The sequence below is a fragment of the Caulobacter sp. 73W genome, from assembly GCF_041021955.1.
Lineage (GTDB): Bacteria > Pseudomonadota > Alphaproteobacteria > Caulobacterales > Caulobacteraceae > Caulobacter.
In genome coordinates this window covers 1,320,690-1,346,777 of the sequence record NZ_CP158375.1, presented here as the reverse complement: position 1 = coordinate 1,346,777, position 26,088 = coordinate 1,320,690, and the positions used below count along the sequence as shown (strand labels likewise).

The 26,088-nt window shown below is 69.1% G+C and carries 26 protein-coding genes, 1 other RNA gene and 2 pseudogenes; 22 read left to right on the top strand and 7 right to left on the bottom strand.

Translation table 11 applies throughout. The annotated features are described in order from the left end of the window. Positions 1-49 precede the first annotated feature (49 nt). The 12 genes and pseudogenes from ABOZ73_RS06420 to ABOZ73_RS06365 form a co-directional block, all read left to right on the top strand. Positions 50-190: pseudogene (locus tag ABOZ73_RS06420) on the top strand (sigma factor-like helix-turn-helix DNA-binding protein); the annotation flags it as partial. Between the two features lie 205 nt (positions 191-395). Further along, the gene (locus tag ABOZ73_RS06415) at positions 396-695 is read left to right on the top strand and encodes a hypothetical protein (RefSeq protein ID WP_369062605.1); all 300 of its coding nucleotides are present in this window, start codon (positions 396-398) and stop codon (positions 693-695) included. A gap of 5 nt (positions 696-700) precedes the next feature. Continuing rightward, a complete protein-coding gene (locus ABOZ73_RS06410; RefSeq protein ID WP_369062604.1) occupies positions 701-838 on the top strand; it encodes a hypothetical protein in 138 nt (45 codons plus the stop codon). Beyond that, positions 835-1,218 (top strand): hypothetical protein, encoded by a 384-nt coding sequence (locus ABOZ73_RS06405; protein WP_369061658.1) that lies wholly within the window; start codon positions 835-837, stop codon positions 1,216-1,218. The genes ABOZ73_RS06410 and ABOZ73_RS06405 overlap by 4 nt, the downstream gene beginning before the upstream one ends. Positions 1,219-1,279: 61 nt before the next feature. Further along, a complete protein-coding gene (locus ABOZ73_RS06400; RefSeq protein WP_369061657.1) occupies positions 1,280-1,732 on the top strand; it encodes a hypothetical protein in 453 nt (150 codons plus the stop codon). Between the two features lie 121 nt (positions 1,733-1,853). Continuing rightward, the gene (locus ABOZ73_RS06395; RefSeq protein ID WP_369061655.1) at positions 1,854-3,293 is read left to right on the top strand and encodes an MFS transporter; all 1,440 of its coding nucleotides are present in this window, start codon (positions 1,854-1,856) and stop codon (positions 3,291-3,293) included. Between the two features lie 96 nt (positions 3,294-3,389). After that, the gene (locus ABOZ73_RS06390) at positions 3,390-4,739 is read left to right on the top strand and encodes an anthranilate synthase component I family protein (protein ID WP_369061654.1); all 1,350 of its coding nucleotides are present in this window, start codon (positions 3,390-3,392) and stop codon (positions 4,737-4,739) included. After that, complete coding sequence (locus ABOZ73_RS06385; RefSeq protein ID WP_369061653.1) at positions 4,736-5,503, top strand: aminotransferase class IV; 768 nt, start codon at positions 4,736-4,738, stop codon at positions 5,501-5,503. Before ABOZ73_RS06390 ends, ABOZ73_RS06385 begins: the two co-directional genes overlap by 4 nt. A gap of 110 nt (positions 5,504-5,613) precedes the next feature. Then, positions 5,614-7,080 carry a pyruvate kinase gene (gene pyk / locus ABOZ73_RS06380; RefSeq protein WP_369061652.1) on the top strand — a complete coding sequence of 489 codons (1,467 nt, stop codon included), beginning with the start codon at positions 5,614-5,616 and terminating at the stop codon, positions 7,078-7,080. A gap of 57 nt (positions 7,081-7,137) precedes the next feature. Continuing rightward, positions 7,138-7,455: a ferritin gene (locus ABOZ73_RS06375; protein WP_369061651.1), complete on the top strand. Its 318-nt coding sequence runs from the start codon at positions 7,138-7,140 to the stop codon at positions 7,453-7,455. Positions 7,456-7,638: 183 nt separating this feature from the next. Then, positions 7,639-8,010: a hypothetical protein gene (locus ABOZ73_RS06370; RefSeq protein WP_369061650.1), complete on the top strand. Its 372-nt coding sequence runs from the start codon at positions 7,639-7,641 to the stop codon at positions 8,008-8,010. A 230-nt stretch (positions 8,011-8,240) separates the two neighbouring features. Further along, positions 8,241-9,785: a CpaE family protein gene (locus ABOZ73_RS06365; protein WP_369061648.1), complete on the top strand. Its 1,545-nt coding sequence runs from the start codon at positions 8,241-8,243 to the stop codon at positions 9,783-9,785. On the opposite strand, the pseudogene ABOZ73_RS06360 reads toward ABOZ73_RS06365, so the two are convergent. Then, positions 9,786-10,246, bottom strand: a pseudogene (locus ABOZ73_RS06360) (YceI family protein). It lies immediately after the preceding gene. A 309-nt stretch (positions 10,247-10,555) separates the two neighbouring features. Here ABOZ73_RS06360 and ABOZ73_RS06355 point away from each other — a divergent pair. Next, the gene (locus ABOZ73_RS06355; protein ID WP_369061647.1) at positions 10,556-11,512 is read left to right on the top strand and encodes a pyridoxal-phosphate dependent enzyme; all 957 of its coding nucleotides are present in this window, start codon (positions 10,556-10,558) and stop codon (positions 11,510-11,512) included. Here ABOZ73_RS06355 and ABOZ73_RS06350 read toward each other — a convergent pair whose 3' ends face one another. After that, entirely contained in the window at positions 11,513-14,038 is a 2,526-nt protein-coding gene (locus ABOZ73_RS06350; RefSeq protein WP_369061645.1) for a TonB-dependent receptor, read from the bottom strand. It abuts the gene before it with no gap. Positions 14,039-14,368: 330 nt separating this feature from the next. Here ABOZ73_RS06350 and ABOZ73_RS06345 point away from each other — a divergent pair, with 330 nt between their 5' ends. Together ABOZ73_RS06345 and ABOZ73_RS06340 are read left to right on the top strand one after the other, a co-directional pair. Then, on the top strand, positions 14,369-15,751 hold the full coding sequence (locus ABOZ73_RS06345; RefSeq protein ID WP_369061644.1) for a M17 family metallopeptidase: 1,383 nt from the start codon (positions 14,369-14,371) through the stop codon (positions 15,749-15,751). Beyond that, a complete protein-coding gene (locus tag ABOZ73_RS06340) occupies positions 15,748-16,581 on the top strand; it encodes an NlpC/P60 family protein (RefSeq protein ID WP_369061643.1) in 834 nt (277 codons plus the stop codon). Before ABOZ73_RS06345 ends, ABOZ73_RS06340 begins: the two co-directional genes overlap by 4 nt. Here the strand turns inward: ABOZ73_RS06340 and ABOZ73_RS06335 are convergent. After that, positions 16,578-17,135 (bottom strand): NADPH-dependent FMN reductase, encoded by a 558-nt coding sequence (locus ABOZ73_RS06335; RefSeq protein ID WP_369061642.1) that lies wholly within the window; start codon positions 17,133-17,135, stop codon positions 16,578-16,580. The genes ABOZ73_RS06340 and ABOZ73_RS06335 overlap by 4 nt on opposite strands. A gap of 122 nt (positions 17,136-17,257) precedes the next feature. Here ABOZ73_RS06335 and ABOZ73_RS06330 point away from each other — a divergent pair, with 122 nt between their 5' ends. Genes ABOZ73_RS06330 through ABOZ73_RS06320 form a run of 3 tightly spaced genes read left to right on the top strand, consistent with a single transcriptional unit; the run spans position 17,258 to position 19,227 of the window. Then, the gene (locus ABOZ73_RS06330; RefSeq protein ID WP_369061641.1) at positions 17,258-17,932 is read left to right on the top strand and encodes a spermidine synthase; all 675 of its coding nucleotides are present in this window, start codon (positions 17,258-17,260) and stop codon (positions 17,930-17,932) included. 46 nt (positions 17,933-17,978) lie between these two features. Further along, positions 17,979-18,347 carry a BlaI/MecI/CopY family transcriptional regulator gene (locus tag ABOZ73_RS06325; RefSeq protein ID WP_369062495.1) on the top strand — a complete coding sequence of 123 codons (369 nt, stop codon included), beginning with the start codon at positions 17,979-17,981 and terminating at the stop codon, positions 18,345-18,347. Beyond that, positions 18,340-19,227 carry a M56 family metallopeptidase gene (locus ABOZ73_RS06320; protein ID WP_369061639.1) on the top strand — a complete coding sequence of 296 codons (888 nt, stop codon included), beginning with the start codon at positions 18,340-18,342 and terminating at the stop codon, positions 19,225-19,227. The genes ABOZ73_RS06325 and ABOZ73_RS06320 overlap by 8 nt, the downstream gene beginning before the upstream one ends. Before the next feature lies 1 nt (position 19,228). On the opposite strand, the gene ABOZ73_RS06315 is transcribed toward ABOZ73_RS06320, so the two are convergent. Both ABOZ73_RS06315 and ABOZ73_RS06310 read right to left on the bottom strand, forming a co-directional pair. Beyond that, the gene (locus ABOZ73_RS06315) at positions 19,229-20,584 is read right to left on the bottom strand and encodes an MATE family efflux transporter (protein ID WP_369061637.1); all 1,356 of its coding nucleotides are present in this window, start codon (positions 20,582-20,584) and stop codon (positions 19,229-19,231) included. A gap of 146 nt (positions 20,585-20,730) precedes the next feature. Next, a complete protein-coding gene (locus ABOZ73_RS06310; RefSeq protein WP_369061635.1) occupies positions 20,731-21,399 on the bottom strand; it encodes a cytochrome c family protein in 669 nt (222 codons plus the stop codon). Positions 21,400-21,565: 166 nt separating this feature from the next. Here ABOZ73_RS06310 and ABOZ73_RS06305 point away from each other — a divergent pair, with 166 nt between their 5' ends. The 3 genes from ABOZ73_RS06305 to ABOZ73_RS06295 all read left to right on the top strand — a co-directional run bounded on the left by ABOZ73_RS06305 (position 21,566) and on the right by ABOZ73_RS06295 (position 23,631). Continuing rightward, a complete protein-coding gene (locus ABOZ73_RS06305; RefSeq protein ID WP_369061633.1) occupies positions 21,566-22,306 on the top strand; it encodes a 3-deoxy-manno-octulosonate cytidylyltransferase in 741 nt (246 codons plus the stop codon). After that, positions 22,303-23,151, top strand: coding sequence for a prephenate dehydratase (locus ABOZ73_RS06300; RefSeq protein ID WP_369061631.1), 849 nt, complete (start codon positions 22,303-22,305; stop codon positions 23,149-23,151). Before ABOZ73_RS06305 ends, ABOZ73_RS06300 begins: the two co-directional genes overlap by 4 nt. Before the next feature lie 66 nt (positions 23,152-23,217). Beyond that, entirely contained in the window at positions 23,218-23,631 is a 414-nt protein-coding gene (locus ABOZ73_RS06295; protein ID WP_369061629.1) for an MAPEG family protein, read from the top strand. Here ABOZ73_RS06295 and ABOZ73_RS06290 read toward each other — a convergent pair. Further along, positions 23,628-24,899, bottom strand: a complete 1,272-nt coding sequence (locus ABOZ73_RS06290; protein WP_369061627.1) for an MFS transporter — start codon at positions 24,897-24,899, stop codon at positions 23,628-23,630. The two genes, ABOZ73_RS06295 and ABOZ73_RS06290, sit on opposite strands and share 4 nt — an antisense overlap. A 74-nt stretch (positions 24,900-24,973) precedes the next feature. Continuing rightward, positions 24,974-25,906 carry an NAD(+) diphosphatase gene (nudC, locus tag ABOZ73_RS06285; RefSeq protein ID WP_369061625.1) on the bottom strand — a complete coding sequence of 311 codons (933 nt, stop codon included), beginning with the start codon at positions 25,904-25,906 and terminating at the stop codon, positions 24,974-24,976. Positions 25,907-25,987: 81 nt separating this feature from the next. On the opposite strand from nudC, the gene ffs reads away from it, so the two are divergent. Further along, positions 25,988-26,083: signal recognition particle sRNA small type (gene ffs, locus ABOZ73_RS06280), an RNA gene on the top strand. Positions 26,084-26,088: the final 5 nt, after the last annotated feature.

Here is a 26,088-nt window from a genome sequence, read left to right as displayed (position 1 = left end):
GCGTGATTGCTTGAGCGAGGGCAACAAGCTTAACAATCGGAGATTGCTGATGACGCCGCCGCGTCCCGATCCGACCAGGATCGCCCGGCTGACGGAAGGCGAGCGCGCGTGTCTGCGGCTGGTCTATCAGCACTACAGCTCCAAGCAGATCGCCCGCCGCCTCGCCCTTTCCAAGTCGACGATCGACAAGCGCCTGGTGCGCGCCAAGCAGGTGCTCGGCGCCGCCGACAGGTTCGAGGCCGCGCGCTTTCTGGCCGCCGCCGAGGGCGCGCCCGATCATGCAACAGAATTGCAGTCCAACCCGATGGCACTGGCCCAACCCGGCCTGACCCATGCCCCATCGCCCCGTGGCGACGTGAGGGCGCATGCCAAATCGGACGGGTCTGGAAAATCCCATGGAGACGTATCTTCGCAGCGAACTTCAGAGGCTGCGGGAGGAGTGGAGCGGCCTGGTGGACCAGGCTCCCCCGCTTCCGGTCTTCCAGTGGGAAGCCTTGAAGGAGCTGCTGCTCGACCATACCCACACGCCGGTCCACGAGATGGTGGTCAGGGGAGCCTTGGCGGCGGTGCTCAAGCAGGCGCCGTTCCTGACTCCGGAGCTTCTGCTTCAGAACATTCTCGTCGTGGCGCACAGCGCCTTGGACCAGGACTTCGCAGCCGGGCTCGACGACGCTCCGGAGGCGCCGATGACCTGAACCCCGTGGTCAAGCTGGGTGTCCTCGCCGCCGTCGCCATCGCGCTTGCGCTGCTGTTCGGCGCAACGACCAAGGCCTTGGACATCCTCAATCGCCTGTGCGTGGCCACCTCGATCTGTGAGTGGCCTGCGCGAAAGACATGACGACGCGCGGCTTCATGAGCCCGCGCTTTGAAAGACCGAAGATGAGCATGGAAGTTCGTGAAGCCGCCGCCCTGGAAATCGCTGCCGCGCTGTTCGCCGGCGAAGAGGCCCTCGACAATTCTCTCGCCAGCATCGCCGCGGTGATGTCCCGCTTTCCCGCCACTCGCGCCCGGGCCGGTCTCAGCATCGCCCATGGTCAGCAACTGCTCGAAGCGGCGGGCGAGGTCACCGCGCTGCTGACAGAGGCGCGCGGCAAGCTGTGGACCCTGCATAAGAAACTGGAGGCCACCCAGCGGCAGGTCGGCCTTGGGCATGTCGCCTATGGCCCCGGCGACAAGCCGGAGTTTCCGGCGGTCGCCCCAGCCACTGAAACGGTCTGACTTCCCGTTCGAGGCGACTTGAGTCACCGTGACCCTCGGGCGGGCGCCCGGGGGTCGTTTCATGTTCGCTTTGGTGTTGTCGGTTCTTTGGATCGTCCTGCAAATCCTGGCCTGCCTCGCGGCGGCCCATCGTGGCGGGGCCACGGAGCGGGCGGCGGCCTTTGGGTCGTTGGCCGCATGGGGAGCGTCGACGCTTGTCGCTCGGCCGGACCTCAGCGCTCCGCAGTACGGCACCGCCCTGATCGACGCCGCCATGCTCGCCCTCTTGGCGTGGCTCGCATTCCGGACACAGCAACGCTGGTTGATAACGGCGGCCGGTGCGCAACTGGTCTCGCTGATGATCCATCTGCGTTTCGCTCTGGACCCGTCCGCCGTCATGCCGGCGACCTATCTGTCCGCGCTGCAGGTGACCTATTGGGTGACGCTGGTCTCAATCGCCATCGGTGTCTTCAGCCGGTGGGCTGGCAAGCCCTCCCTTGCGGTGGAGCAGAGAGTTCTTCCGAAAGATCTTTGATATCTAAGGGCGTTTTCTCGGTCAGTCGCGTTTTGCGAGTGACATTTCACGGTTCTGGCTCCAGTTTCCCCCGCCTTGACGGCCCGCAATCAATGACGGGGCGCGGGGGGAGTGGAACATCATGAGCGACAGTCGCGGCGCGTCGCCGGGGGGATCGTCCGTGGATGATCACCAGGAGCGTGGATTGTCGCGGGGCGCGCTGAGCTGGGCCCTGTTCCAGGGCGCGCGCGACCCGTACGTCATCCTCATCACCATCTACATCTTCAGTCCGTACTTCGCGAACGTGATGGTCGGCGACCCGGTGCGGGGGCAGGCCATGGTCGCCGATATCGGCATGACCTACGGCCTGATCGCGGCGATCACCGGACCGCTGCTGGGCGTGGCGATCGACCAGTCGGGCGCGCGCAAGCCGCTGCTGGCCCTGATGGTCGGACTGATGGCGCCGCTGACGGCCTGCCTGTGGTTTGCGGCCCCCGATGGCTCGGGCCTCCCCATGGCCGGGGTCGCGGCGATCCTGATCGTCGTCGGCGTCCTGTTCGCCTGGAACGAGGTGCTGCACAACGCGCTGCTCGGACAGGCGGCGGGACCGCATCAGGCGGCGCATGCCTCGGGTCTCGCGCTGGCGCTAGGCAGCGCCTGCTCGGTGGCGATGCTGGTGTTCGTGCTCTGGGCCTTCGCCCTACCGGGCCACGTCGGCTGGAGCTTCATCCCCGCGACGCCGCTGTTCGGCCTGGACGTCGCGGCGCACGAGCCGGACCGCATCGTCGGGCCGCTGGTCGGGGTCTTCATGGTCGTCGCCTCGCTGCCGCTATTCTTTTTCACGCGCGACGTGGCCGCCACCGATATCCATCCGCTGCGGGCGCTTCGCAGCAGCCTGCGGGAGGTGATCGCCACGGTGCGCGGACTGAAGGCGCATAGGGACGCGGCCGTCTTCCTGGCCGCGCGCATGATCTACACCGACGGCATGACGGCCCTGCTGCTGTTCGGCGGGGTCTATGCGGCCGGCGTCATGCAATGGGGCGTGCTGGAGATGCTGGCCTTCGGTATCTGTCTCAGCCTGTGCGGCGCGGCGGGCGGGGTCCTCGCCGGCTGGTTCGACACCCTGTTCGGCCCCAAGCGGGCGGTGCAGGTGGAGATCCTCGGCGCGGTGCTATGCCTGACCGCGCAGCTGGGCATGGCGAGGGATCGCCTGTTCTTCGTCGAGCCGTTCGACCCGACCTCGCAGGACGTCTGGAACGGGCCGATGTTCCGCTCCCTGCCCGAGGTGATCTATCTGGCCCTCGGCTGCGGCGTGGCTGTCTTCGTCACCGGCTCCTACGCCTCCAGCAGGACTCTGATGGTGCGCCTAGCGCCGGCGGAGCGGGCGGCGGCCTTCTTCGGCCTCTACGCCCTGTCCGGCACGGTGACCATGTGGCTGGGCTCGATGCTGGTGAAGTTCGCCACCGCCGCCTTCCAGAGCCAACGGGCCGGCTTCATGCCGATCGCCCTGCTGCTGCTCGCCGGACTGGCGGGTACCTTCTTCATCCGCGGCGGCGGCCCGTTGAAGCGGCGCGCCGCGTGAAACTTGATCCCAGTCAAAAGATCGCTCTTGCCTCGCCGCTCAAGGCGAAGCTTTGTGCGCGACCGATCTGAGCGGGTAACCTTAATGGAAGGCGCGATGCAGGCGATCTCGATCCTGGCTTTCCCCTGGCGCGAGCCGGCGGCGGTGCTCTGCGCCTTCGCCGAGGAGCCGTTCGCCATGGGCCTGCTGTCGGGAGGCGGCGGCGCGCAAGGTCGATGGTCCTATGTTCTGCGTGAGCCTGACCGTACGGCGACCGTCAGGTTCGGGGATGATGAAAATCCATCGGTGGTGCTACGCGAACTGCTCGGCGACAGCCAGCCGCATGACCCCTCGGGGCCGCCGTTCCAGGGCGGCGTCGCGGGGCTCGCCTCCTACGAGCTCGGCGCGCGCTTCGAGCCGGTGGAGCTCGCCCGCCACGATCATTGGCCGGACATGACCGTCGGGCGCTATCCGGCGCTGCTGGCTTTCGACCACGCCGCCAAACGCGTGCTGGCCGTGGGGCGGGGGGAGAACGACGCCCGCGCCCAGGCCTGCGCCCAGCAAGCGGCGCGGTGGCTGGACGGCGCCGAGCATCCCCCGGTCCAGGGACCGCTGGCCTCCGCCTTCGATCCGCTGGACGCGCCGCAGGTCTATGAGCGGGCGGTGGCCGAGGTGGTCGGCCGCATCGTCGAGGGTGAGCTCTTCCAGGCCAACATCGCCCGGGGTTGGGCCGGTCGCCTGACGGCCCGGGCGCGGCCGTTCGATGTCATCCGCCGCCTGCTCGACGACAGCCCGGCTCCCTTCGCCGCCTATCTGCGTCTGCCGTCCTCGGCGGTGGTGTCCAATTCGCCGGAGCGCTTCCTGGCGTCCAGCGCCGGCGGCTACCGGGTCGAGACCCGGCCCATCAAGGGCACCCGTCCGCGCGGCCGCACGCCGGGCGAGGATGCAGAGCTGGTCGAGGAGCTGCGCGGCAGCGCCAAGGACCGGGCCGAGAACCTGATGATCGTCGACCTGATGCGCAACGACCTGGCGCGGGTCTGCGCGCCCGGCGCGGTGGCGGCGCCTGAGCTGTTCCGCATCGAGAGCTTCGCCAACGTGCATCACCTGGTGTCCACGGTGACCGGCCGTCTGGCGCCTGGGCTCACCGCCATCGACCTGCTGCGCGCGGCCTTCCCGCCGGGGTCGATCACTGGCGCGCCCAAGGTGCAGGCGATGAAGGTGATCTCGGGCCTGGAGGCCCCGCGCGGTCCCTATTGCGGGTCGATGTTCTGGGCCGGCTTCGACGGGGCCCTGGATTCCAGCGTGCTGATCCGCACCCTGGCCTTTATCGAGGACGCCGAGGGCTGGAGCTTCGAGGCGCGCGCCGGCGCCGGCATCGTCGCCGACAGTGATCCCGTCGCCGAGCGTCAGGAGACCGAGGACAAGATCGCCGCACTGCGCCGCGCCCTGATGGGAGGCGTGGCTTGATCCCCACGGACGATCGCGGCCTGCTGCTGGGCGACGGGCTGTTCGAGACCCTGCTGGCGGTGGACGGCCGCATGGAGCACTGGGCCGCGCACTGGGCGCGGATGACGGCGGGCTGCTCCACCCTGGCCCTGCCTTTGCCTGACGAGTTCCAGACGCGGGTCGCCTGCACCAACGCCCTTGCGACGGCGCTGCTCAACAAGGGACGGGCGGTCGTGCGCCTGACCCTGACCGCCGGCTCTGGCGGGCGCGGGCTGGACCGGCCCAAGGCGATCACCGCGCGGGTTTTCGTCAATGTCGCCCCGGCGCCGGATGCGATTCAGGCCCCGGCCACGCTCGCCACCAGCCATGTGCGCCGCAACGAGGGTTCGCCGGCTTCGCGGCTGAAGAGCCTCGCCTATCTCGACAACGTCCTGGCCCGGCGCGAGGCGCTGGCCGCCGGCGCGGAAGAGGCCCTGATGCTCAACACGCGAGGCGAGCCGGCCTGCGCCGCCGCCGCCAACATCTTCTGGATCATGGGCGCAAAGCTCGTGACCCCGGCCCTGGAATGCGGCGTGCTGGCCGGAATCACCCGCGCCCGGGTGATCGAACAGGCGAAAAGGCAGAAGATCGAGGTGGTGGAGGGGCGCTTCACGCCGGAAGCGCTGCGCGCTTGCGACGGCGCTTTCATCACCAACAGCCTGATCGGTCTGCGCGCCATTTCGCGCCTCGACGGCGCGGCCTTGCCGGCTCATCGGCTGTTCGGCGCGCTGGCCGCCGGGCTCTAGGGCAACATGTTGCATTGCAATAGAATATTGCTGTCATCGTCTCGTGCTTGACGTGGCGTGAAGGCTGGTCGATCAACCGGGCCTCCCACCGCCTGAAAGCCCAAGAGCCCATGACTCGATCCGTCCGCTCGCCCCGCATCTCCCGCGACCGCCGGACGAAGATCGTCGCCACTTTGGGCCCCGCCAGCGCCGATCCGAAGGTGATCGAGACCCTGTTCAAGGCGGGCGTCGATGTCTTCCGCCTGAACTTCAGCCACGGCGACCATGCCGACCACGCCGCCCGGCTGGAGACGATCCGCGCGCTGGAGGCGCGCTATCGCCGCCCCATCGGCGTGCTGGCCGACATCCAGGGCCCCAAGCTGCGCATCGGTCGCTTCCAGGCCGGCCACGTGGTGCTGGCCAACGGCCGCCCGTTCCGCCTCGATTTCGATCCGACCCCGGGCAACCTGGACCGGGTGAACCTGCCGCACCCGGAGATCATCTCCGCCGCCCAGATCGGCATGCGCCTGCTGCTGGATGACGGGAAGGTGCAGCTGCGCGTCACCCGCGTGGCCAGCGACCATCTGCAGACCGAGGTGATCGTCGGCGGCCGCCTGTCCGACCGCAAGGGCGTCAACGTCCCCGACGTCGCCCTCGACATCGCCGCCCTGACCCAGAAGGACCGCGCCGACCTAGCCTTCGCCCTGGAGGCTGGCGTCGATTTCGTGGGCCTGTCCTTCGTGCAGAGCGCCCGAGACGTGATCGAGGCGCGCGAGATCATCGGCGACCGCGCCTGGATAGTCTCCAAGATCGAAAAGCCCCAGGCCCTCGCCGACCTCGAAGCCATCGTCGAGCTTTCGGACGGCGTCATGGTCGCCCGCGGCGACCTGGGCGTGGAGCTGCCCCCGGAAGAGGTGCCGCTGGCCCAGAAGCGCATCATTTCGGTGTCCACCCGTCTGGGCAAGCCGGTGATCGTCGCCACCCAGATGCTGGAGAGCATGATCTCCGCCCCGACCCCGACCCGCGCCGAGGCCTCCGACGTGGCCGGCGCGGTGTTCGACGGCGCCGATGCGGTGATGCTGTCCGCCGAGACCGCTGCCGGTCAGTTTCCCATCGAGGCGGTCGGCGTCATGAGCCGCATCCTGGCCCGCGTCGAGCGTGACGAGGGGTGGCGGACCCTGACTGAGCGCCGCCGCGCCCGGCCGGAGCGCAACTCCAGCGACGCCATCGCCGCCGCCGCCCGCCAGGTGGCCGAAGCCATCGAGGCCGCAGCCATCGTCGCCTATACCCAAAGCGGCGGCACGGCCCTGCGTATCTCGCGCGAACGCCCGCTCCGCCCGGTGGTCGCCGTCTCGCCGATGATCAACACCGGCCGCCGCCTGGCCCTGGCCTGGGGCGTCGAAGCCGTTGAAGTTCCGCCGGTGGAGCGCATGACCGACGCCGTTGTCCAGGCCTGCGAGACCGCTCGCCGCCAGGGCTTGGCCGCTCTGCAGGACGAGATCGTGGTGGTCGCCGGCGTGCCCTTCGGCACCACGGGCGGCACCAACGCCCTGCGGGTCGCCAAGGTCGGCGCCCGGGCGATCCGCGAAGAGGACTAGTCCAAGCGGAGCCGTAAGGCCTGTCGGGCGTTGAGGTGGTCCAAGACGGAGACCCCGATGCCCGATAACTCCACCGACCTGCACGTTCCCCGTGAGAGCCTGCAGAAGAAGACCATCCATCTGCACTACGCCATCGCCTCGCTCATGGAAGAGCTGGAGGCCGTCGACTGGTATCGCCAGCGCGCGGACGACACCGACGACGAAGAGCTGAAGAAGATCCTCCTCCACAACGCGCGCGAGGAGATCGAGCACGCTGCCATGGCCCTGGAGTGGATCCGCCGCAACGACGCCGAGTTCGACGCCCAGCTGCGCGAGTACCTCTTCGTGGAAGGCTCGATCACCGGGCACGAGGAGAAGGTCGAGGGTAAGGACTGATTTCAGTTTACACTCGTAATCAACCCCGCCAGGCTACGTTCGTGGCCTGGCGGGAGCGATCATGGTGCGGCTTGCGGTTCTGACGTCCTGCGTCCTTGCCCTGATCGGCGGCTGCCGGCAGGAGACCGCGATGGAGCGGCTGGGCCGCGAGGCTGACCGCTCAATCCGCCCCGGCTGTGGTCCGTGGCCGTGGTGACGGCCGGCGAGGAGACCGCCAAGGTCACCCTGTGCGCCAGCCCCGAAATCCGCGCCGGCTTCGAGCGCATGGTGCCCATGCACCAGGGCAAGGCCTGCGCCCTGAACGCCCAGCCGGAGTTCCTGCCCAACCGCGTGAATATCCGCTGCATCGCCGACGAGCGCCCGATGCTGGTGGAGAACTTCCTGGCCGGCGACCCGCAGCGGGACTTCTCGGTCTACATGCGGATGCGCAGCCTCGACGGCGGCGAGATCGTGCGCGAACAGACGCGTCACTACCGTCTGCTTGGCGACTGTCCGGCGGGCTGGCGAGCAGGCTGGAGCACCGATCGGAACGGCCGCGTCGTCCCGGCGACATGAGCGCTGCGACCTTTCGCGCAGGCCGTGGAGGGCCGCTCTTCAGAGGTCGTTAACGATAATGGCGAAAGGGTTGATGCGACCCGGCCGGGATGTTTCCGGCGACCGGGTCGCAGCCGTTGGACGGCTGACCGCTTAAGGGGTGAGCTTCCGATCATGCGTTCCGCGCCGACCATGACCCTCGCGACGGCTGACCCCGTCAGCGCGGGCCTGAGCTCGGAAGGACGCGCCGGATGACCTCCCGCCCGGCCGACGCCAATCCGCTCGACGACGAGTTCGTTCCGCCCCCGGCCGCGCCTTGGGACGAGGCCTTCGACCACAAGGCCGAAAGCGCGCCGCCGCCGCCCGCCAGCGCGCCCTCGCCGAGGCTGGAGGACGTGTTCCCGGCCGCCGCCGAGACCGAGCCGGAACTCGAGGCCTGGAGCGCCGAGGCGGACGCGGCCTGGGAATTCGACGCCGCGCCGACCGACGCCGAGATCGAGGCCGCTGGATCCTGGGACGACGCGTTCGACCCTTATGACTCGACCAATCCGGTCGGCGACCTGATCGCCGACGTCGAACAGGTCATGGCCGCGCCGATCGAGCCGGAGGCCGCGCCCGACGTCTCGATTCACGCCTTCTGCCTGCACGCCTCCTCCGGCGATCTGGTCGAGGCGGCGGTGGGGGATCGCCGACTGCATGGCCTGGCGGCCCACGTCCGGATGGGCGGCCTGGCGGCGGCCCTGGAGCACTACGCCGAGCAGGCGCCGCCGTCCCTGATCGTGGTGGAGAGCAGCGAGACGCCTGACCGCCTGCCGGGCATGATCGAAGAGCTGCAACGCCTATGCGGGTCCACGACCCGGATCATCGTCCTGGGCGAGACCAACGACATCGGCCTGTTTCGGCAACTGACCCGGCAGGGTGTCGCCGACTACCTGCTGACCCCCGCCGCGCCCTCGGCGCTGGTCGAGGCGATCGTCGAACTGCGGCTGGATCGCGCGCAGGCCCCCGCCGGCCGGCAGGTGGCCTTCGTCGGCGCGAGGGGCGGGGTGGGGGCGTCCACCCTGGCGCACAACTTCGCCTATGTGATGGCCGAGCGACTGCAGGCCGACGCGCTGCTGGCCGACTTCGACCTGGCGTTCGGCACGGCGGGTCTCGATTTCGACCAGGACCCGATCCAGAGCCTGGCTGACGCCCTGTCCGCCCCCGAAAAGCTGGACGCCCCGGCTCTGGAGCAGATGCTCATCCGGTGTTCGGATCGGCTGTCCCTGTTCGCCGCCCCGGCTCGCCTTGACCAGGATTACGACATCGACGCCGCCGCGTTCGGCGCCGTGCTGGGCAAGGTGCGGACGGAGGCGTCCGTCATCATCCTGGACATGCCCAACGCCTGGAGCGCGTGGAAGCGTCAGGCCCTGATCGGCGCGGATGAGGTGGTGGTCGTGGCCACGCCGGACCTGACCGCCCTGCGCAACGCCAAGAATCTGGTCGATCTCTTGCGGCAGTCGCGCCCGCGCGCCTTGCAGCCGCGCCTCGTGCTCAATCAGGTCGGCATGCCCGGCCGTCCGGAAATCCCGACCAAGGACTTCTGCGAGGCCTTGGGGATGAAGGCTTCACTGGTCCTGCCGTTCGAGCCGCGCCTGTTCGGCGATGCAGCCAACAACAGCCGGATGGTCAGCCAGATCGCGCCGGACTCGAAGGCGGCGCGGGGCGTCGAGCAACTGGCCTGGACCCTGAGCCGGCGAGATCCCCCGCCGGCCCAGAAGCCCGCATTCCTGGCCTCGCTATTGAAGCGACGCTGATCAGGCCGCCGGCTTGATCTGATCGAATTCGACATCGATCTGGATCTCGACCTCGTCGCCGATCGGACCCTGCAGGGCGGTGAAGCCGAAGTCGCTGCGCTTGATGGTGGTCTCGGCCTCGAAGCCGATCTTGGCCGCGCCGCGCGACTGCACCGAACCGCCGAAATCGACGTCCAGGGTCACGGGCTTGGTCACGCCCATGAAGGTCAGGTCGCCGGTCACCTTGCCCTCATCGGCGTCGTCCATGGTGATGGACTTGGAGACGAAGGTGATGGTCTGGAACTGGCCGTCTTCATGAACTTCTCACCGCTCAGCTCCTCGGCGAAGCCGGGGACGTTGGTGGTGATGGACTTCGGATCGATCGTGACCGAGACGCTCGACTTGGTCGGGTCCTGGGCGTTCCACTTCAGGGTTCCGCTCAGCGTGTTAAAGCGGAAGACGCTCTTGGACACGCCGCCCATGTGGCCGACGCGGGCGATGAGGGCCGCGTGACGGGCGTCCAGCTTGTAGTCGCCGGTGGGGGCGGCCGCCGGGTTCTTGTCGGGCGCGGCCAGCGCAGGGCTGGCGATCAAGACGGCGGCGAGGGCGAAAGAGGCGGCTCGGATCATCGGGGGAAAGTCCTTCTGCATCTGGGATTGTTATCGAACCAGCAAAACATGGGTTCGGGTAGAGGGCTGTGCGCATGCACGGTCGCGGGGTGAGCAAAATCTGTGGAGACGGCCGGGGCGACGAGCGCTAGCTAGGCGATGCATCATCGCCCAGGGCGCTTCATGACCGACCTTCCCGTCTCGTTCGACGACATCCGCGCCGCCGCCGGCCGCATCGCGCCTTTCGTCCACCGCACGCCGGTCCTCAGGTCGCAGCGGCTGAACGAGATCCTGGGCGGGCAGGTGTTCTTCAAGTGCGAGAACCTGCAGCGCATCGGCGCCTTCAAGGCGCGGGGCGCTCACAACGCGGTCTTCATGCTCAGTGACGCAGAAGCGGCCAGGGGCGTGGTGACCCATTCGTCGGGCAATCACGCCGCCGCCCTGGCGCTGGCGGCGCGCAATCGCGGGATCGCGGCGCATATCGTCATGCCCAGCAACGCCCCGAAGGCAAAGGTGGAGTCGGTCAAGCGCCTGGGCGGCCTGATCGTCTTTTGCGAGCCCACGGTCGCCGCGCGAGAGGCCGCCTGCCGCAAGATCATGGACGAGACCGGCGCCGAGTTGGTCCATCCCTATGACAACTCCCGCGTGATCGCGGGGCAGGGGACGGCGGCCGTCGAGCTGCTGGAGGAGCACCCTGAACTCGACGCCATACTGGCGCCGGTCGGCGGCGGCGGACTGATGTCGGGCACGTCCATCGCGGCGCGGGCGATCAAGCCGTCGATCCGCATCGTCGCCACCGAGCCGGCGCAAGCGGACGACGCCTGGCGCTCCTGGACGGCCAAGGAATGGACGGCGGGTGATCCGGCCAACACCATCGCTGACGGCCTTCGCACCACCCTCGGTCAGCGCGGCTTCGTGATCCTCAACGCCCTCCTCGACGACTTCGTCACCGTCAGCGAGGACGGCATCAAGGACGCCATGCGGCTGGTCTGGGAAGTGCTAAAGATCGTTATCGAGCCGAGCAGCGCGGTGCCGGTCGCCGCGCTTCTGGAGCGCGGGCTTGATCTTAAAGGCGCGGCCGCCGGCGTCATTCTCACCGGCGGCAACGTCGATCTGGATCATCTGCCCTGGCAAGCCTGATCAGGTCGGGGGCGTCGGCTGACCGCCCGTGTTCGGCAGGCGCGGCGCGGGCGGCGGCGGGGTGAAGAACAGCTTGCGGAAGCTGATGCGCACCTGACGGCCCAGCGGGTCCAGATAGTCCGGCTGGAAGTTGATCGGCGTCTCGCCGGACGCCGCGCGGACCTGCTGGCGGCTGTCGAAGACGTTGTCCACCGACAGGGACACCCGAGAGCCGCGCAGCCAGGGGTTCTGGCGCGCCCACGGCTGGGCCCCGAGGTCGGCGAAGAGGCGGACGTTGAACGTCGACAGGTCGTCGAACTCTAGGTCGCCCAGGCGCGAGCCGACAACCGTCGTGCCGCTCTGCCAGCGGGCGTTCATCGACACGCCCAGGCCGTTGCGCGAGGCGTTGGCCTGCAGGTCGATCTGGTGGCGCGGCTGCCCACCGCTGTTGCCCAGGGCGTCGCCGTCGAGCAGATCCAGGGACGGCGTCCCCGGTCGGATGAAGATCTCGTCCTGCAGGCGCAGGGTGTGGAACACGCCCAGCTGCAGGTTCCCGCCCCCGCCGCCGCGCGGGCCGAAGCCGCCGAAGCCGCCGCCAGGTCCGCCGGGACCGCCGCCGAAGCGAGGGCCGCCGCCCTCCGGTCGCGGACCATCGGCGGGCGGAGGCGCCTGATCGCCGCCCCCCTGGCGCTGGGCGCCTGGGCCGCGATTGCCGGCGCCCGTCGCACCGGCGCGGTTGCTGGTCAGCGGCTTGCGCCAGGTGAAGCCCCAGCGCAGCTCCTCGGTCTCGCGGCGGTCGAAGTTGATCGGTCGGCTGTCGATCTGCAGCAGCCGGCCGTCCGCATCCCGAATGAAGCGCTCGGGGAAGGCGGCCTCGATCTGGTTGCTGGCCGAGGGGAATGAGGCGACCAGGTTCTTCGTCTCGGTCCGCACCCAGTTTGCGGTCAGGGTCAGGTCGGTCTCCGTCAGAGGCTTCAGCGTCAGGCCCAGCTTCATGACGTTGCGGTTGGCCGCGTCCAGGCCGGGCGCGCCGCCCTCGATCCGCGTGACCTCAACCGTCTCGCCACGCACGAAGTCGAAGACCCGCGCGCCGGGGGTGACCAGGACCGGTCCGCCCAGTTGCTCGACGGAAGGCGCGTTCTCCTCGTCGGTGACCGAGGCGATGACCCGCAGCGGCTTGATCGGCGACCAGTTCAGGCCATAGCCGATGGCGGTCAGGGTGCCGAAGTCCGACAGCTCGTCGACGGCGAAGTTGAAATTGGCCGACAGGTCGCCCAGCGCCGCGCGAACTTCCTTGTTCCGGCTGGCCAGGGGCACGTCGATATTGGCCTGGAAGCTGCCGGTGTCGCGTCCCAGGTCGCCGGTCGACGCCACGCCCGCCCGCAAGGCGCGGGTGTTGAAGTTGGAGGTGGCCAGGCCCGCCTTGAAGGTCGTCGAGACAGCGCCGGCGTCGAGGTCGGCCAGCACGCCGTTGACCACCAGCTCGGTGTCCGCCGACAGGGTGATCGAGCGCGACTTGTCGCGATAGGCCAGGCCGCCCACCTCGCGGTCGGTCTTGTTGAGGCTGTCGTTATGATCGGCGTTGGCGGTCAGCGACCACATCCAGCCCTTCATGCTGCCGTTGACCGTACCGCCGGCGTGCAGGGCGAAGGCGTCCGCCGTCCGGCGCAGGGCCTGGGGATCGGCCAGGGCGAAGGGATCGGTCGGGTTCAGATTGGAGCCGTCGGCCAGGCCCAGCAGGCTGACATTGCGGCTGGCGTCCAGCGAGCCGTTGACGCTGGCCGACACGCCGTCCTTCAGGGGGCGCGACAGGACGGCCGTCAGGGTCACGCTCTCGGAGTCCGGCTGCAGGGTGCGATAGTTCGCGTCGCCCTCGGTGTTGGCGATGTCGCGGTCGCTCTCCAGGATGTCGTTGGTCTTGGACGCCTTGGCGTCCAGCATCAGGCGCCGCTCGCGCTGAATCTGCAGCCGGTTGGCCTTGGCCTCGAAGACCTCGCCCTGGCCCTTGGTCGGCGTCTTGACCGCGCCTTCCACGGTGATCGCCCGGAAGCGGTTGCGCAGCACCAGATTGATGACCCGTTGGTCGGCCCGATAGCCGTACTTCAGCGACACCTCCTCGGGCAGGATGTCGACCCGCATGATGGCTTCGGTCGGCAGGTCGCGGATTTCCGTGAAGCTGGAGATGCGCTGGCCGTTGACCAGGATGATCGGTCGGCCGCCGCCCCGCCCGCTGGCGGTCTGCGGCGACAGGGCGGTGATCAGTTCGGACACGTTGCTGACGCCGTAGGCGCGGATGTCGCGCGGGCTCAGCTGCAGTTCCGGCGGAATGTCGCCAATCACCGCGCCCGGCTGCTGGCGGCTGGAGGTGACCACCAGCGCCTCGACCTCGGTCTCGTCGGCGTACTCGTCATGGGCGGCCTGCGCCGGGGCGGCCGATTGCGCGGGCGCGGAGGTTTCAGCCGTCTGCGCCCAGACGGGGCTGGCGAAGCTGATCAGTGCCAGGGCGGAGACGCCGGAAGCGAGATGGCGCGGACGAGTAGCAGACAAGTTCGATGCTCCTTGGAGCGTAGGTTAAGCGTGCGACGCTTGTGGCGACGCGGGGAGGAAACCAGGCGAGCCTGATCGGCTTCCTGATGCGGGGCTGACGTTGCAACGGGATTTCAGGGTTGTTTCAACCTGACGCCCGCTGCCCGACGCCCGACACAATTCACATGGCGAAGCTTCGTTCAGCGGCGCTGTCGAAATATCAACACCGTGGCGATTTCACGTCTGTGGCGAGGGTGGTTGCGGCCAAGCCCGCGAGCGACACATGATGTTCTGTCCTTCGCGCGCCCGGCTTTAACGACGCGTTAAGCATAAATCCGTGGTGTGAGCCGCATGTCCGAGAGCCTGATCGCCGTCGCCCAAGGGGCCGCCTTTCCCATCCACGCCTTGCGCCCCGCGCAGCTGGAAAGCTTCCTGTCGGACGCTCCGCCGTTCGTGGCCGGCTACGTCGCTCTGAAGGAGTTCAAGGCCAAGGTCGGGCAGGTTCTGGTCGTGCCAGGCCAGGACGGCGCCCTGGCGGTCGCCCTGCTGGGGCTGGGCGAGACCGGCGGCGCATCGACTTTCCGCGCGCTCGGCTCCGCTCTGCCGGCCGGCGACTACCGCATCGAGACCGCGCCGTCCGATCTGGATCGCCCGCAGGCGGCCCTGGCCTTCGCGCTCGGGACCTATCGCTTCGACCGTTACCGCAAGGCGCGCGAGGCCGGGCCGCGCCTGGTGGCCGACAGCGCCGATCTGGATGAGCTGCACGCCGTGGCTCATGCCTGCGCCCTGGCTCGTGACATGGTCAACACCCCGGCCAACGACATGGGACCGCGCCAGATCGAGACCATCGCCCGCGAGATCGCCGAGAAGTACGGCGCCCAGGCGACCGTGGTGGTCGGCGACGACCTGCTGGCCCAGAACTATCCCGCCGTCCACGCCGTCGGCCGCGCGGCGGTCGAGGCCCGCGCCCCGCGCATGATCGAGCTGGCCTGGGGGGACCCCAACCATCCGGTGGTCGCCATCGTCGGCAAGGGCGTGGTGTTCGACACCGGCGGTCTCGACATCAAGCCGTCCTCGGGCATGCGCCTGATGAAGAAGGACATGGGCGGCGCCGCCCACGCCCTGGCGCTGGGCCGGATGGTCATGGCGGCTGGCCTGAAGGTTAGGCTCCACGTCCTGCTGCCGGTGGTCGAGAACGCCATCAGCGGCGACGCCATGCGTCCGGGCGACGTGCTGCAGACCCGCAAGGGTTTGACGGTGGAGGTCGGCAACACCGACGCCGAGGGGCGGCTGATCCTGGCCGACGCCCTGACCCGTGCGTCGGAGCTGGGGCCCGTGCTGACCATCGACATGGCCACCCTGACCGGCGCGGCGCGTGTCGCCCTCGGTCCGCAAGTGATCCCCTTCTATACGGCCGACGATGATCTGGCGGACGACCTCGCCGCCGCCGCCCGAGCGGTTGACGACCCGCTGTGGCGCATGCCGCTGTGGAGCGGATACGAGGACGCCCTGGATGGCGACATCGCCGACCTGAAGAACGACCCGGACGCCTGGGCCCAGGCGGGCTCGGTGACCGCCGCCCTGTTCCTGCAGCGCTTCGCGCCGGAGGCTGGGTCGTGGGTCCACTTCGACATCTTCGCCTGGAATCCCAAGGCGCGGCCAGGCCATCCCTTGGGCGCCGCCGCCCAGGCGGTCCGCGCCCTCTACGCCGTCCTCAAGGGGCGCTACGCATGAGCTTCGATCCCCGCCTGACCCTGGCCCGTCCCGACCTGGCCGCCATCGGCCTGGAGGGGCTGGTGCGCGCCGACCTGTTCGCCGAGCCGCGCCGCATGGTCGTCACCACCCCCGCCGCCGCCCTGCGCAAGGCGCCGGCGTCGGACGCCGAGCAATGGGACCAGCTGCTGTTCGGCGAGGCCTTCGACGTGCTTGAGGAGGCCGGCGGCTTCTGCTGGGGCCAGGCGGCGCGCGACGGCTATGTCGGCTTCGTGGATTGCGCGGCCCTCGCGCCGGTCGGCGAACTGGCGACCCATCGGGTCTGCGCCATCCGGACCTATGCGTTCAGCAAGCCGGACATCAAGAGCAAGCCGGCCGGCCTCTATTCCCTCAACGCCCTGGTGGCGGTGGAAGCGCGGGAAGGCCGCTTCGCCAAGGCGGCCGGCGGCGGCTGGTTCATCGAGGCGCACCTCGCGCCCCTGGGCGAGTTCGACAGCGACCCCGCCGCCGTGGCCGAGCGCTTCATCGGCGCGCCCTATCAGTGGGGCGGTCGCGAGAGTCTCGGGCTCGACTGTTCGGGTCTGATCCAGCAGGCGCTCTACGCTTGCGGTCGGTCTTGTCCGCGCGACACGGACATGCAGGCGGCCAGCCTTGGCGAGCCGATTACCCAGGATCAGTTGCGCCGCGGCGACCTCGTCTTCTGGAAGGGCCACGTGGTGATGATGCTGGACGAGACCCGCATCATCCACGCCAACGCCCACTTCATGGACGTGACTATCGAGCCCCTGGCCGACGCGCTGGCGCGCATCGGCGCTGTCTACGGGGCTCCGACGGCGTTCCGCAGGCCTTAGGCGGTCTTCTCGATCCAAGCGCCGAAGGCGGCCATGAAACTGGTGAAGAAGGCGCGGGTGTCGTCCTTCACCAGTTCGCCGCTCTCGTCGAACAGGCTGGCCGAGCCGCCGATATAGGCTTCGGGCTGCTGCAGCACCGGCATGTCCAGGAACACCAGCGACTGGCGCAGGTGATGGTTGGCGCCGAACGCGGCCAGGGCGCCGGGCGACTGGCTGACGATGGCCGCCGGCTTGCGGCTGAAGACGCTCTTGCCATAGGGACGCGAGCCCACGTCGATGGCGTTCTTCAGCGCCCCGGGGACGGAGCGGTTGAACTCCGGCGTCACGAACAGCACGGCGTCGGCGCCGCGCACTGCGTCGCGGAACTCCGTCCAGGCCTTCGGCGCGCCTTCATCCTCGAGATCCTGGTCGTAGTGCGGCAGCTCGCCAATCTCGACGATCTTCAGGGTCAGGTTGTCCGGCGCCAGGGCGGCGAGGCTGTGCGCGATCTTGCGGCTTAGCGAGGCCTTGCGGAGGCTGCCGACGAGGACGGCGACGGTGCGGGCTTGGGTCATGAGAGAGCGCCTTCTGGATAACTGTAACCGCATATATGGCGGATCGTCGTCGGCGCCAGTCGTCGCCTCCACAAAAAACGCTCCGGCTAGGCCCCGCGTCGCGCCTCGGCTATGGGTCGCCCATGATCCCGTGGAAACACCTCGACACCGCCATCGTCCCCGATCAGGGCGGCGAGCTGCGCCTGATGCAGCGCGGTCACGAGTTCTCGATCATGGCCGGGGCGATCGAGCTGATGAACAGCCGCCTCAGCGGATCGGAGGAGGCGCTGGCCACCCTGACCTGCGAGCGTCTGGCGGGCAGGGCGAAGCCGACGATCCTGATCGGCGGCCTGGGCATGGGCTTTACCCTACGCGCGGCGCTCCAGGCCTGGGGCGCGGACGCCAAGATCACGGTGGCCGAACTGGTCCCCTCCGTCGTGGCCTGGGCGCGGGGACCGTTGGCCGGGGTGTTCGACGGCTGCCTCGACGATCCGCGCGTCAGCATCCATGTGGGCGATGTCGGCGCTCCCATCCATGACGGGAAGGGCGCCTGGGACGCCATCCTGCTGGACGTGGACAACGGACCTGACGGCCTGACCCGCGAGGCCAATGACAGCCTCTACAGCCCCGCTGGCCTCGACGCCGCGCGGACGGCCCTGCGCCCTGGCGGCGTCCTCGCCGTCTGGTCTTCGGCCCCCGACGACGCCTTCACCCGTCGTCTGAAGCGCGCCGGCTTCCAGGTCGAGGAAGCCCGCGTCCGCGCCAGCCGCACCGGACGCGGCGCCAAGCACATGATCTGGCTGGCCAAGCGGCCCTAGGTTTACGGCTGTACATCGGCAGCCAAGGGCGTAAGCTCCCTCCATGATCAAGATCTCCGCGGCAGAGAGCTGCATCATGGAGGCGCTCTGGACGAACGGTCCCTCGACCGCCGAAGAGCTCGTGCGTGAAACCGGCGAGGCCCAGAACTGGGGCGAGGCGACGGTGAAGACGTTGATCAACCGCCTGCTCAAGAAGAAGGCCCTGGTGTCCGAGCGTTCAGACGGGCGGGTCCGCTATCGTCCGCTGGTCAGCCGGGCCGACTATCTGACCGTCGAAAGCCAGGGGCTGCTCGACCGGCTGTTCGGCGGCGAGCTGTCGCCGCTGGTCGCCCACTTCGCCAAGCATCGCGATCTGTCGCCGGACGAGATCGCCCGCCTCAAGAGCCTGATCGCGGAGCTGGAGGATGATGGCTGAGCTGCTCGCCGCGCTGATCCGCGCCAACCTGGCCGGATCGCTCGCCGTGCTGCTGGTGCTGGCGGCCCGTCCGTTGGCGCGCGGCCGTCTGGCCCCGCAGACCCTCTATGGCCTCTGGGTCGTGCCGCCGCTCTCCATGCTCGGGGCGCTCCTGCCGCCGCTGACGGCCGCGCCCAAGGATCAGCGCTCGTTCCTCGCCGACTTGCCCGGCCTGCTGGAAAGCAGCGGCCTGGTTCCGACCCTGACCTTCGTCTGGCTGGCGGGCGTGGTGGTCATGGCGGCGGTCTTCACCCTCATGCAGGTCCGCTTTCTCATGGCGGCCAAGGCCGGCCGCGCCGGTCCCGCCGTGGTCGGCGTCCTCCTGCCCCGCATCATCATGCCGGCCGACGAGAACCGCTATGGCGCCGAAGAGCGCCGGCTGGTGCGGGCCCACGAGCAGGCGCACCTGGCGCGCGGCGACCATCGCGCCGTGGCCCTGGCGGCGGTCCTGCAATGCCTGGCCTGGTTCAACCCGCTCGCCACCCTGGCCGTCCGCCGGATGCGCCTGGACCAGGAGCTGGCCTGCGACGCGACGGTCCTGGCCAAGTACCCGCGCCAGCGCCGCGCCTATGCCGAGGCCCTGCTGAAGACCCAGCTTTCGCCCGCCGCCCCGCCCCTGGGCTGCGCCTGGCCGCCCAACGCGCCGCATCCGCTGGAGGTGCGCGTGACCCAGGTGGCCGCCGCTCAGAGGCCGCCGGTCGCCGGCTCGGCCCTGGTCGCGGGGCTTGGCCTGACGGCCCTGCTCGCCGCGTGGCTGGCCCAGCCGGCCGCGCCGCCGCACGACCGGCCGCAATGGTCGAACCAGCGGCCGATCCTGGTCCTGGTCAACCTGGCGCCCTGAGCTAGATCAGGCGCTTGATGGTCTTCCGGCTCCAGACCAGCTTGTAGTAGGCGGTCTGCGCCATCAGGATCATGCCGAAGGCGGCGGGCCAGGCCCACCACACCCCGGTCACCCCGAACCTGCGGCTCAGGAACCAGCCGGTCGGCGCCTCGACCACCAGGATGATGGCGATGCTGATCAGGGTGGGGATCCACACCTCCCCGCTGGCGCGCATCATGGCCGACAGGATCGAGCCCATGCCCATGACGACGGCGCTCCAAAGGACGACGTGCAGCAGGGTCTGGGTCAGATCGACCACCTCGGCGCGGCTGATGAACGCCCGCACGATAGGCTCGGCGAACAGGTAGCAGAGCAGGACGCCGCCGCCGGTGATGATCAGGTTCATCATCATCGCCGTGCGCACGATGGGCCGCAGCCGCTCGCTATGCCCCGCCCCGATGGCCTGGGCCCCGAGGATCGAGGCGGTGATGGCGATGGAGAGCGCCGGGAACTGCACATAGGCCATCACCTGGTTCACCGCGCCATAGGCCGCCGTAGCGTCCGAGCCGAAGCCGTTGACCAGGCCCAGCAGAACGATCTCCGCCAGGGACATGGCCACCATCTGCAGGGCCGTGGGGATGCCGATGAACAGGACTATCTTCAGGATCGCCGGATCGATCTTCATATGGCGGATGAAGGCCTCGTCCGGCGCCAGCAGGTGCTTACGCCGCCGCAAATGCCAGGCCAGCCAGGTCATGCCCGCCAGGCTGGACACCGCCGACGCCCAGGCGGCGCTGGCGGGGCCAAGCGGCGGCAGGCCGACCCATCCCTTGATCAGCAGCGGCGTGACCACCAGCCCGACAAGGGTGGAGACTGTCAGCGCCCAAAGCGGCGTCTTGGTGTCGCCCACGCCTCGCAGCATGGCGGTGTAGAGTAGGAAGACGATCAGGCTGGGCATGGCGCAGGCGATGGCGCGGGTATAGGCGACCGCCTCCACATAGATGTCCGCCGGCGCGCCCAGCAGGCGCATCAGGGCGGGCGCGAACAGGACGCCGCCCACAGCCAGGAACACGCCGACGATCGCCGTGGCGGCGGAGGCGACGCCGGCCACCGCCTTCAACCGCGTCTCATCGCGGGCCCCGAAGGCCTGGCCGATCAGCACGGTCGCCCCGCTGGCCAGCCCCATGACCGAGGCGATGCAGAAGAACACCACTGGAAAGGCGACCGAGGCGGCGGCCAGGGCCTTCACCCCGATCATGTGGCCCAGGAAGATGTTGTTGAGCGTGCCCGACAGCGCCTGCAGCACATTGCTCAGCATCATCGGCCAGAGGAAGGTGAGGAAGGTCCGCCAGAGCGGCTGGGGGGCGGGGGGCTGCATGCGAAGTCTCCAATGACCGCGCTTTTATCCGGGTGTAATTCCGAAATCAATACGCCCGGGTAAAAATGCCGAGGTGAGCAGGAACGAAAAAGGCCGTGGGTCTTGCGAACCCACGGCCTTCAAACGTTTCGACTTGGCCGGACGCCTTAGTTCGGCGTCGCGGTCTTGGCCGGTTGAGCCGCGCCCGCCTCGGCGACCGGAGCCTCGCCCGCCGGAGCGGCGCCCTCGGTCGGGGCTGCGTCGGCGGCCGGAGCGTCAGCCGCGGCGGCCGGCTTCGGGGCCGGGATCGGCAGGGCCGAACCCAGGCTGTGCAGGTAAGCGATGACCGCGATGCGGTCTTCCTGCTTCTTCAGGCCGACGAAGGTCATCTTCGTGCCGGCGATATCCTTCTGGGGAGCCTTCAGGAAGGCGTCGAGCTTGTCGTAGTCCCAGACCGGGTTGGCGTTGCCGTAGTCGACCATGGCGCCCGAATAGGCGAAGCCGCCGTGGGTGCCGGGCTTCTTGCCGACGGTGCCGAACAGGTTCGGGCCGGTGCCGTTGGCGCCGCCCGATTCGAAGGTGTGGCACGAGGCGCACTTGGCGGTGATCGCCTTACCGGCTTCGATATTGGCGGCCGGCAGAACCGTGCCCCAATCCGGAGCGACTTCGGCCGCAGCCGCGCCGCCTTCGGCCTCTTCCTGAACGGCGATGGCGTAACCGGCCTTTTCCGGGTGCTCCTTGTGGAACACCACATCCGACGCCTCGCGCAGAAGGAAGATGGCCAGACCAGTCGCCAGAACCGCGCCCGCGATCTTGTTGAACGTCAAATCGCTCATGCCCGCCTACTACAGCCTCTCGCAGAACCGCGCAGGGCGCGGTCGTCATCACGGCGCAAAGCGCCCCCTTATTGCGTCGGCGTCTCTTACACGCTACCGGCCCATGCGCAAGACGGAGCGGCTTTCGCAGCACGACTTCGCGCCCTTTCGCCGCTGACCTGTGATCATGAATCCCATCGTCCTCATCCCCGCTCGCCTCGCCGCCACCCGGCTTCCGGGCAAGCCGCTGGCCGATATCGGCGGCCTTGCGATGATCGTGCGCGTGCTGCGCCAGGCCGAGGCGGCGGGCGTCGGTCCCGTGGCCGTGGCGGCCGGCGATCCCGAGATCGTCGCCGCCGTGGACGCCGCCGGCGGCCGTGCGGTGCTGACCGATCCGGCCCTGCCGTCGGGTTCTGACCGAATCCTGGCGGCTCTCGCGCAGCTCGATCCCCAAGGCCGCCACGATGTTGTGATCAACCTTCAGGGCGACATGCCGTTCGTCGAACCCGGAGTGGTCGGGGCCTGCGCGCGTCTGCTGGAAACCCATCCCGCCTGCGACATCGCCACCGTCGTCGCGCCCGAGGCCTCCATCGACGACCGCGCCAATCCGGACGTGGTCAAGGCGGTGCTGTCCATGAACCCCGGCGGCCAGCATGGACGGGCGCTCTATTTCACCCGCTCGACCCTCTATGGCGACGCGCCGGTCTGGCGGCACATCGGCATCTACGGCTATCGCCTGGCGGCCCTGAAGGCGTTCCACGCCGCCGCCCCTTCGCCCCTGGAGCAGCGCGAGAAGCTGGAACAGCTGCGCGCCCTGGAACTGGGCTTCTCCATCTGGGCCGCCGTCGCCGACGACGCGCCCATCTCCGTCGACACCCCGGCCGACCTGGCCGCGGCCCGAGCTTTCGCTGACAGGACAAACTCATGAGCGTGATGCCCAAGATCGCCTTCCAGGGCGAACCCGGAGCCAACAGCCACGAGGCCTGCCGCACCTATTTTCCGGGCTATGAAGCCGCGCCCTGCGCGACCTTCGAAGAGGCGTTCGACGCCATCAAGTCCGGCGCCTGCGAGCTGGGCATGATCCCGGTCGAGAACTCGATCGCCGGCCGCGTCGCCGACGTGCACCACCTGCTGCCGTCCGCCGGGCTGAAGATCATCGGCGAGCGCTTCAAGCCGATCCGCTTCCAGCTGATGGCCAACAAGGGCGTGAAGCTGGAGGAGATCAAGACGGTGGTCTCCATGCCCATCGCCCTCAGCCAGTGCCGCAAGAGCCTCAAGAAGCTGGGCGTCGCCACCGAAGGCTTCGGCGACACCGCCGGGGCCGCCCGCGCTCTGTCGCAGAACCCGGACCCGACCCGCGCGGCCATCGCTCCGGCCCTGGCGGCGGAAATCTATGGCCTCGACATCCTGATGAAGGACATCGAGGACGAGCGCACCAACACCACGCGCTTCCTGGTGATGACCGCCGATCCGACGCCGCCCCCGCCGCCGTTCACGACGCGCTGCATCACCAGCTTCGTATTCCGCGTCCGCAACCTGCCGGCGGCCCTCTACAAGGCCATGGGCGGCTTTGCGACCAACGGCGTCAACATGACCAAGCTTGAAAGCTACATGGAGGACGGGGCCTTCACCGCCACGACCTTCTACGCCGAGGTGGACGCCCGTCCCGAGGATCGCGGCCTGGCCCTGGCCTTCGAGGAGCTGCGCTTCTTCTCCGAGAAGTTCGAGATTCTCGGCGTCTTCCCGGCCGACCCGTTCCGCGACCGCGTCTGACCTCAACTTTACAGATCGGCGTTCTCCCTTAGGCTTGCCCCAAAGCAACGCTTGGGAGGGCGTCCGATGAACTCGATCCTTACTCCGGTGCTGGCCCTTGTGGCCTGGTCGCTGGTCGTCTGGCTGTGGATGTACGCCACGCGCATTCCGGCCATGCAGAAGGCGCGGATCGAGCCGCAGAGCGCCCGGTTTCCTGGTTCGCTCGCGGTGCTGCCCGACGGCGTCCGGCAGGTGGCCGACAACTACAACCACCTGATGGAGCAGCCGACGATCTTCTATGCGTTGGCGGTCTATGTGCACCTGGCAGGCCAGGGCGACGGGACGAACATCGGGCTGGCCTGGGCCTATGTGGGCCTGCGTGTCGCCCACAGCCTGGTGCAGGGCACGGTCAATCTGGTGATGGCCCGCTTCGCCCTGTTTTCGCTGTCGACCATCGCCCTGATCGTGATCACGGCCCGGGAAGTGCTGAAGCTGGTCTAGGCGGCCCTGTTCGGCGCCGTCTCTCGCAGGCCGAGGGCGGCGCCGAGCGCGATCACCGCCGCGCCCATCATCAGCCAGGCCGGCGCCATGGGCTGGCCCGTCAGCCTGGTGAGCCAGGCGGCGAACACCTGCGTCGCGCCGCCGAACACCGCCGTGGACACCGCGTAGATGATCGCCAGGTTGCCGGCTCGCGAGCGCTTGGGCAGGGCCTCGGTGATGCCGACCAGCGCCGCCGAGGCGCCGGTGACGAAGGCGATGGTCAGCACCGCCGCCCCGCCATAAAGCGCCAGCGGCGTGCGAGACTGCTCCACCAGCCAGAAGGCCGGCAGCACCGCCAGGGTCAGCAGGCCCCAGGAGACCACCATCACCGGCTTGCGGCCGAAACGGTCCGACAGGGCGCCGCCTATGGGATCGAACACCGTCCCCGCCAGGCCGGTCGCCACCGTCGCCCCGAACGCCAGGCTGACAGGCATGCCCAGGGTCGAGTTGGCGTAGGTCGTCAGATAGCTCAGCAGGTACGACGCCACCGTCCCCGCCGACAGGATCGCCAGGGCCAGGATCGCGACCCGCCTGTGATCGGCCGGGTTGCGCGTCGCAGGGGGCGGCGGCTCGGGCAGGTGCAGGGTGTCTTCCAGCGACCGGCGAAGGATCAGGCCCAGGGGCACGATCACCGCCCCCGCCAGGAAGGCGACACGCCAGCCCCAGGCGTCCAGGTCGGCGGGCGTCAGCAGGTTCGACAGCACCACGCCCAGACAGCCAGCGATCAAGATCGCCACGTCCTGGCCCATGTACTGGAACGACACGTACAGCCCACGCCGGCGCGCCGGAGCGGCTTCGGCCAAGTAGGCGGTGCTCGACCCCAGCTCCCCGCCCAGGGCGAAGCCCTGCAGCAGGCGCAGGACGATGACGATGGCCGGGGCGGCCAGTCCGATGGCGGCGTAGGACGGCGTCAGCGCCACCCCTGCCATGGCTGCGCCCATCAGGCCGAAGGTCAGCAGCATGGCCGGCTTGCGTCCGACCCGATCCGCCAGTCGCCCGATGACCAGGGCGCCCACGGGCCGCGTCAGGAAGCCCGCGCCGAACGTCGCCAGCGACGCCAGCAGGCTGCTGGCCGGGTCGTGCGAGGGAAAGAAGGTCCGGCCGATCTGGGCGGCGAAGAAGGCGTAGGTCAGGAAGTCATAGAATTCGAGCGCGTTGCCCGCGACCACGGCGGCCACGTGCCGTGCCGGCGGCCCCTTCGCCGCAGCGCCTTCGCCGCTCGTCGTCATGTTGTCCATCGTCCCCAAGTCGCCGCAGGGTCGGCGATTCGCGGTCGTTCCCGCTACTGGCGATTCCGAGAGGTTCAGAAGCCCTCTGACCAGGCTTTCAGAAGCTGGTGGGCGATGGCCAGGGGCGGGGGCGCGAAGGCGTCCGCGATCTCGCCCTTGATCAGGGCGGCGGCTTCCGCGCGGGTAAACCAGCGCACCGATTCCAGCTCCGTCTGGTCCGGCGCCGCCTGGTCGCTGTCGACATCGGCGATCAGGCCGATCATCAGCGACGACGGATAGGGCCACGGCTGGGTGGAGTGGTAGCGCACGGACGTGGCGTTCAGACCCGCCTCTTCGTTCAGTTCCCGGGCGCAGGCCTCCTCGATCGTCTCGCCGGGCTCCAGGAAGCCGGCCAGGGCCGAGTGCATGCCCTTGGGCCAGCCCGACTGGCGGCCCAGTAGACACTTGTCGCCATGCACCGCCAGCATGATCACCACCGGGTCGGTGCGCGGGAAGTGTTCGGTCTCGCAGGCTGGGCAGATCCGCTTCCAGCCGCCGTCGGCGACCTTGGACGGCTGGCCGCAGGCCGAGCACCAGCGATGGCGGCGGCGCCATTCGAACATCGCCTTGGCCGTGGCCAGGATGCCGGCGTCGGCCGCCGGCAGTTGCGGAGCGACCGCGCGCAGCTCCTCGAACCGGCCGATGCCCGTCAGGCCGCTGCTGCTGGCCGGGTCGCCGATGCCGTCCAGGTCCACGGCGAAGACGGCGGTCTCCTTCCACAGGCCCATGAACAGCAGCTGTTCGTCGCCGCCGGCCATTTCCTTGGCGAGGTCGGCGGGGAAATAGGCGATCTGCACGCCCTTGCCGCCTTCCATGTCCTCGACCAGAGGCTTTCCGTTCCACAGGGCCAGGCCCAGGGAGGTCGGGTCAGCGAGCTTTTCGGCGACCCAGGCCTCGTCGCCGCGCCGTTCGCTGGCGCGGTCCAGGGGGTTTCCGGCAAAGGTGTTGATCGGCGCGGGAAGGGGCATGACGGCTTTCGTCGCTGACCCGCGTTGGCCGGTCAAGCGCGGTCGTGCTTGCGAAATCGGCTCGGCGGAGCGATATAGCGCTCGAAGTCGGCGCGGGCGGACGCCTCGCCAATCTGGTCAGGGCCGGAAGGCAGCAGCCACAACGAGTTTCGCTCCGGGTCGCGCCGGCTTCACCTTCTCCC

Coding starts and splice junctions, on each gene's coding strand:
- pyk (WP_369061652.1), top strand. CDS start 5,614: ATGACTCGATCCGTCCGCTCGCCCCGCATCTCCCGCGACCGCCGGACG.
- ABOZ73_RS06310 (WP_369061635.1), bottom strand. CDS start 21,399: ATGAGCGATTTGACGTTCAACAAGATCGCGGGCGCGGTTCTGGCGACT.
- ABOZ73_RS06375 (WP_369061651.1), top strand. CDS start 7,138: ATGCCCGATAACTCCACCGACCTGCACGTTCCCCGTGAGAGCCTGCAG.
- ABOZ73_RS06345 (WP_369061644.1), top strand. CDS start 14,369: ATGTCCGAGAGCCTGATCGCCGTCGCCCAAGGGGCCGCCTTTCCCATC.
- ABOZ73_RS06355 (WP_369061647.1), top strand. CDS start 10,556: ATGACCGACCTTCCCGTCTCGTTCGACGACATCCGCGCCGCCGCCGGC.
- ABOZ73_RS06290 (WP_369061627.1), bottom strand. CDS start 24,899: ATGACGACGAGCGGCGAAGGCGCTGCGGCGAAGGGGCCGCCGGCACGG.
- ABOZ73_RS06405 (WP_369061658.1), top strand. CDS start 835: ATGACGACGCGCGGCTTCATGAGCCCGCGCTTTGAAAGACCGAAGATG.
- ABOZ73_RS06295 (WP_369061629.1), top strand. CDS start 23,218: ATGAACTCGATCCTTACTCCGGTGCTGGCCCTTGTGGCCTGGTCGCTG.
- ABOZ73_RS06320 (WP_369061639.1), top strand. CDS start 18,340: ATGGCTGAGCTGCTCGCCGCGCTGATCCGCGCCAACCTGGCCGGATCG.
- ABOZ73_RS06335 (WP_369061642.1), bottom strand. CDS start 17,135: ATGACCCAAGCCCGCACCGTCGCCGTCCTCGTCGGCAGCCTCCGCAAG.
- ABOZ73_RS06395 (WP_369061655.1), top strand. CDS start 1,854: ATGAGCGACAGTCGCGGCGCGTCGCCGGGGGGATCGTCCGTGGATGAT.
- ABOZ73_RS06400 (WP_369061657.1), top strand. CDS start 1,280: ATGTTCGCTTTGGTGTTGTCGGTTCTTTGGATCGTCCTGCAAATCCTG.
- ABOZ73_RS06330 (WP_369061641.1), top strand. CDS start 17,258: ATGATCCCGTGGAAACACCTCGACACCGCCATCGTCCCCGATCAGGGC.
- ABOZ73_RS06390 (WP_369061654.1), top strand. CDS start 3,390: ATGCAGGCGATCTCGATCCTGGCTTTCCCCTGGCGCGAGCCGGCGGCG.
- ABOZ73_RS06300 (WP_369061631.1), top strand. CDS start 22,303: ATGAGCGTGATGCCCAAGATCGCCTTCCAGGGCGAACCCGGAGCCAAC.
- ABOZ73_RS06340 (WP_369061643.1), top strand. CDS start 15,748: ATGAGCTTCGATCCCCGCCTGACCCTGGCCCGTCCCGACCTGGCCGCC.
- ABOZ73_RS06415 (WP_369062605.1), top strand. CDS start 396: ATGGAGACGTATCTTCGCAGCGAACTTCAGAGGCTGCGGGAGGAGTGG.
- ABOZ73_RS06305 (WP_369061633.1), top strand. CDS start 21,566: ATGAATCCCATCGTCCTCATCCCCGCTCGCCTCGCCGCCACCCGGCTT.
- ABOZ73_RS06315 (WP_369061637.1), bottom strand. CDS start 20,584: ATGCAGCCCCCCGCCCCCCAGCCGCTCTGGCGGACCTTCCTCACCTTC.
- ABOZ73_RS06365 (WP_369061648.1), top strand. CDS start 8,241: ATGACCTCCCGCCCGGCCGACGCCAATCCGCTCGACGACGAGTTCGTT.
- nudC (WP_369061625.1), bottom strand. CDS start 25,906: ATGCCCCTTCCCGCGCCGATCAACACCTTTGCCGGAAACCCCCTGGAC.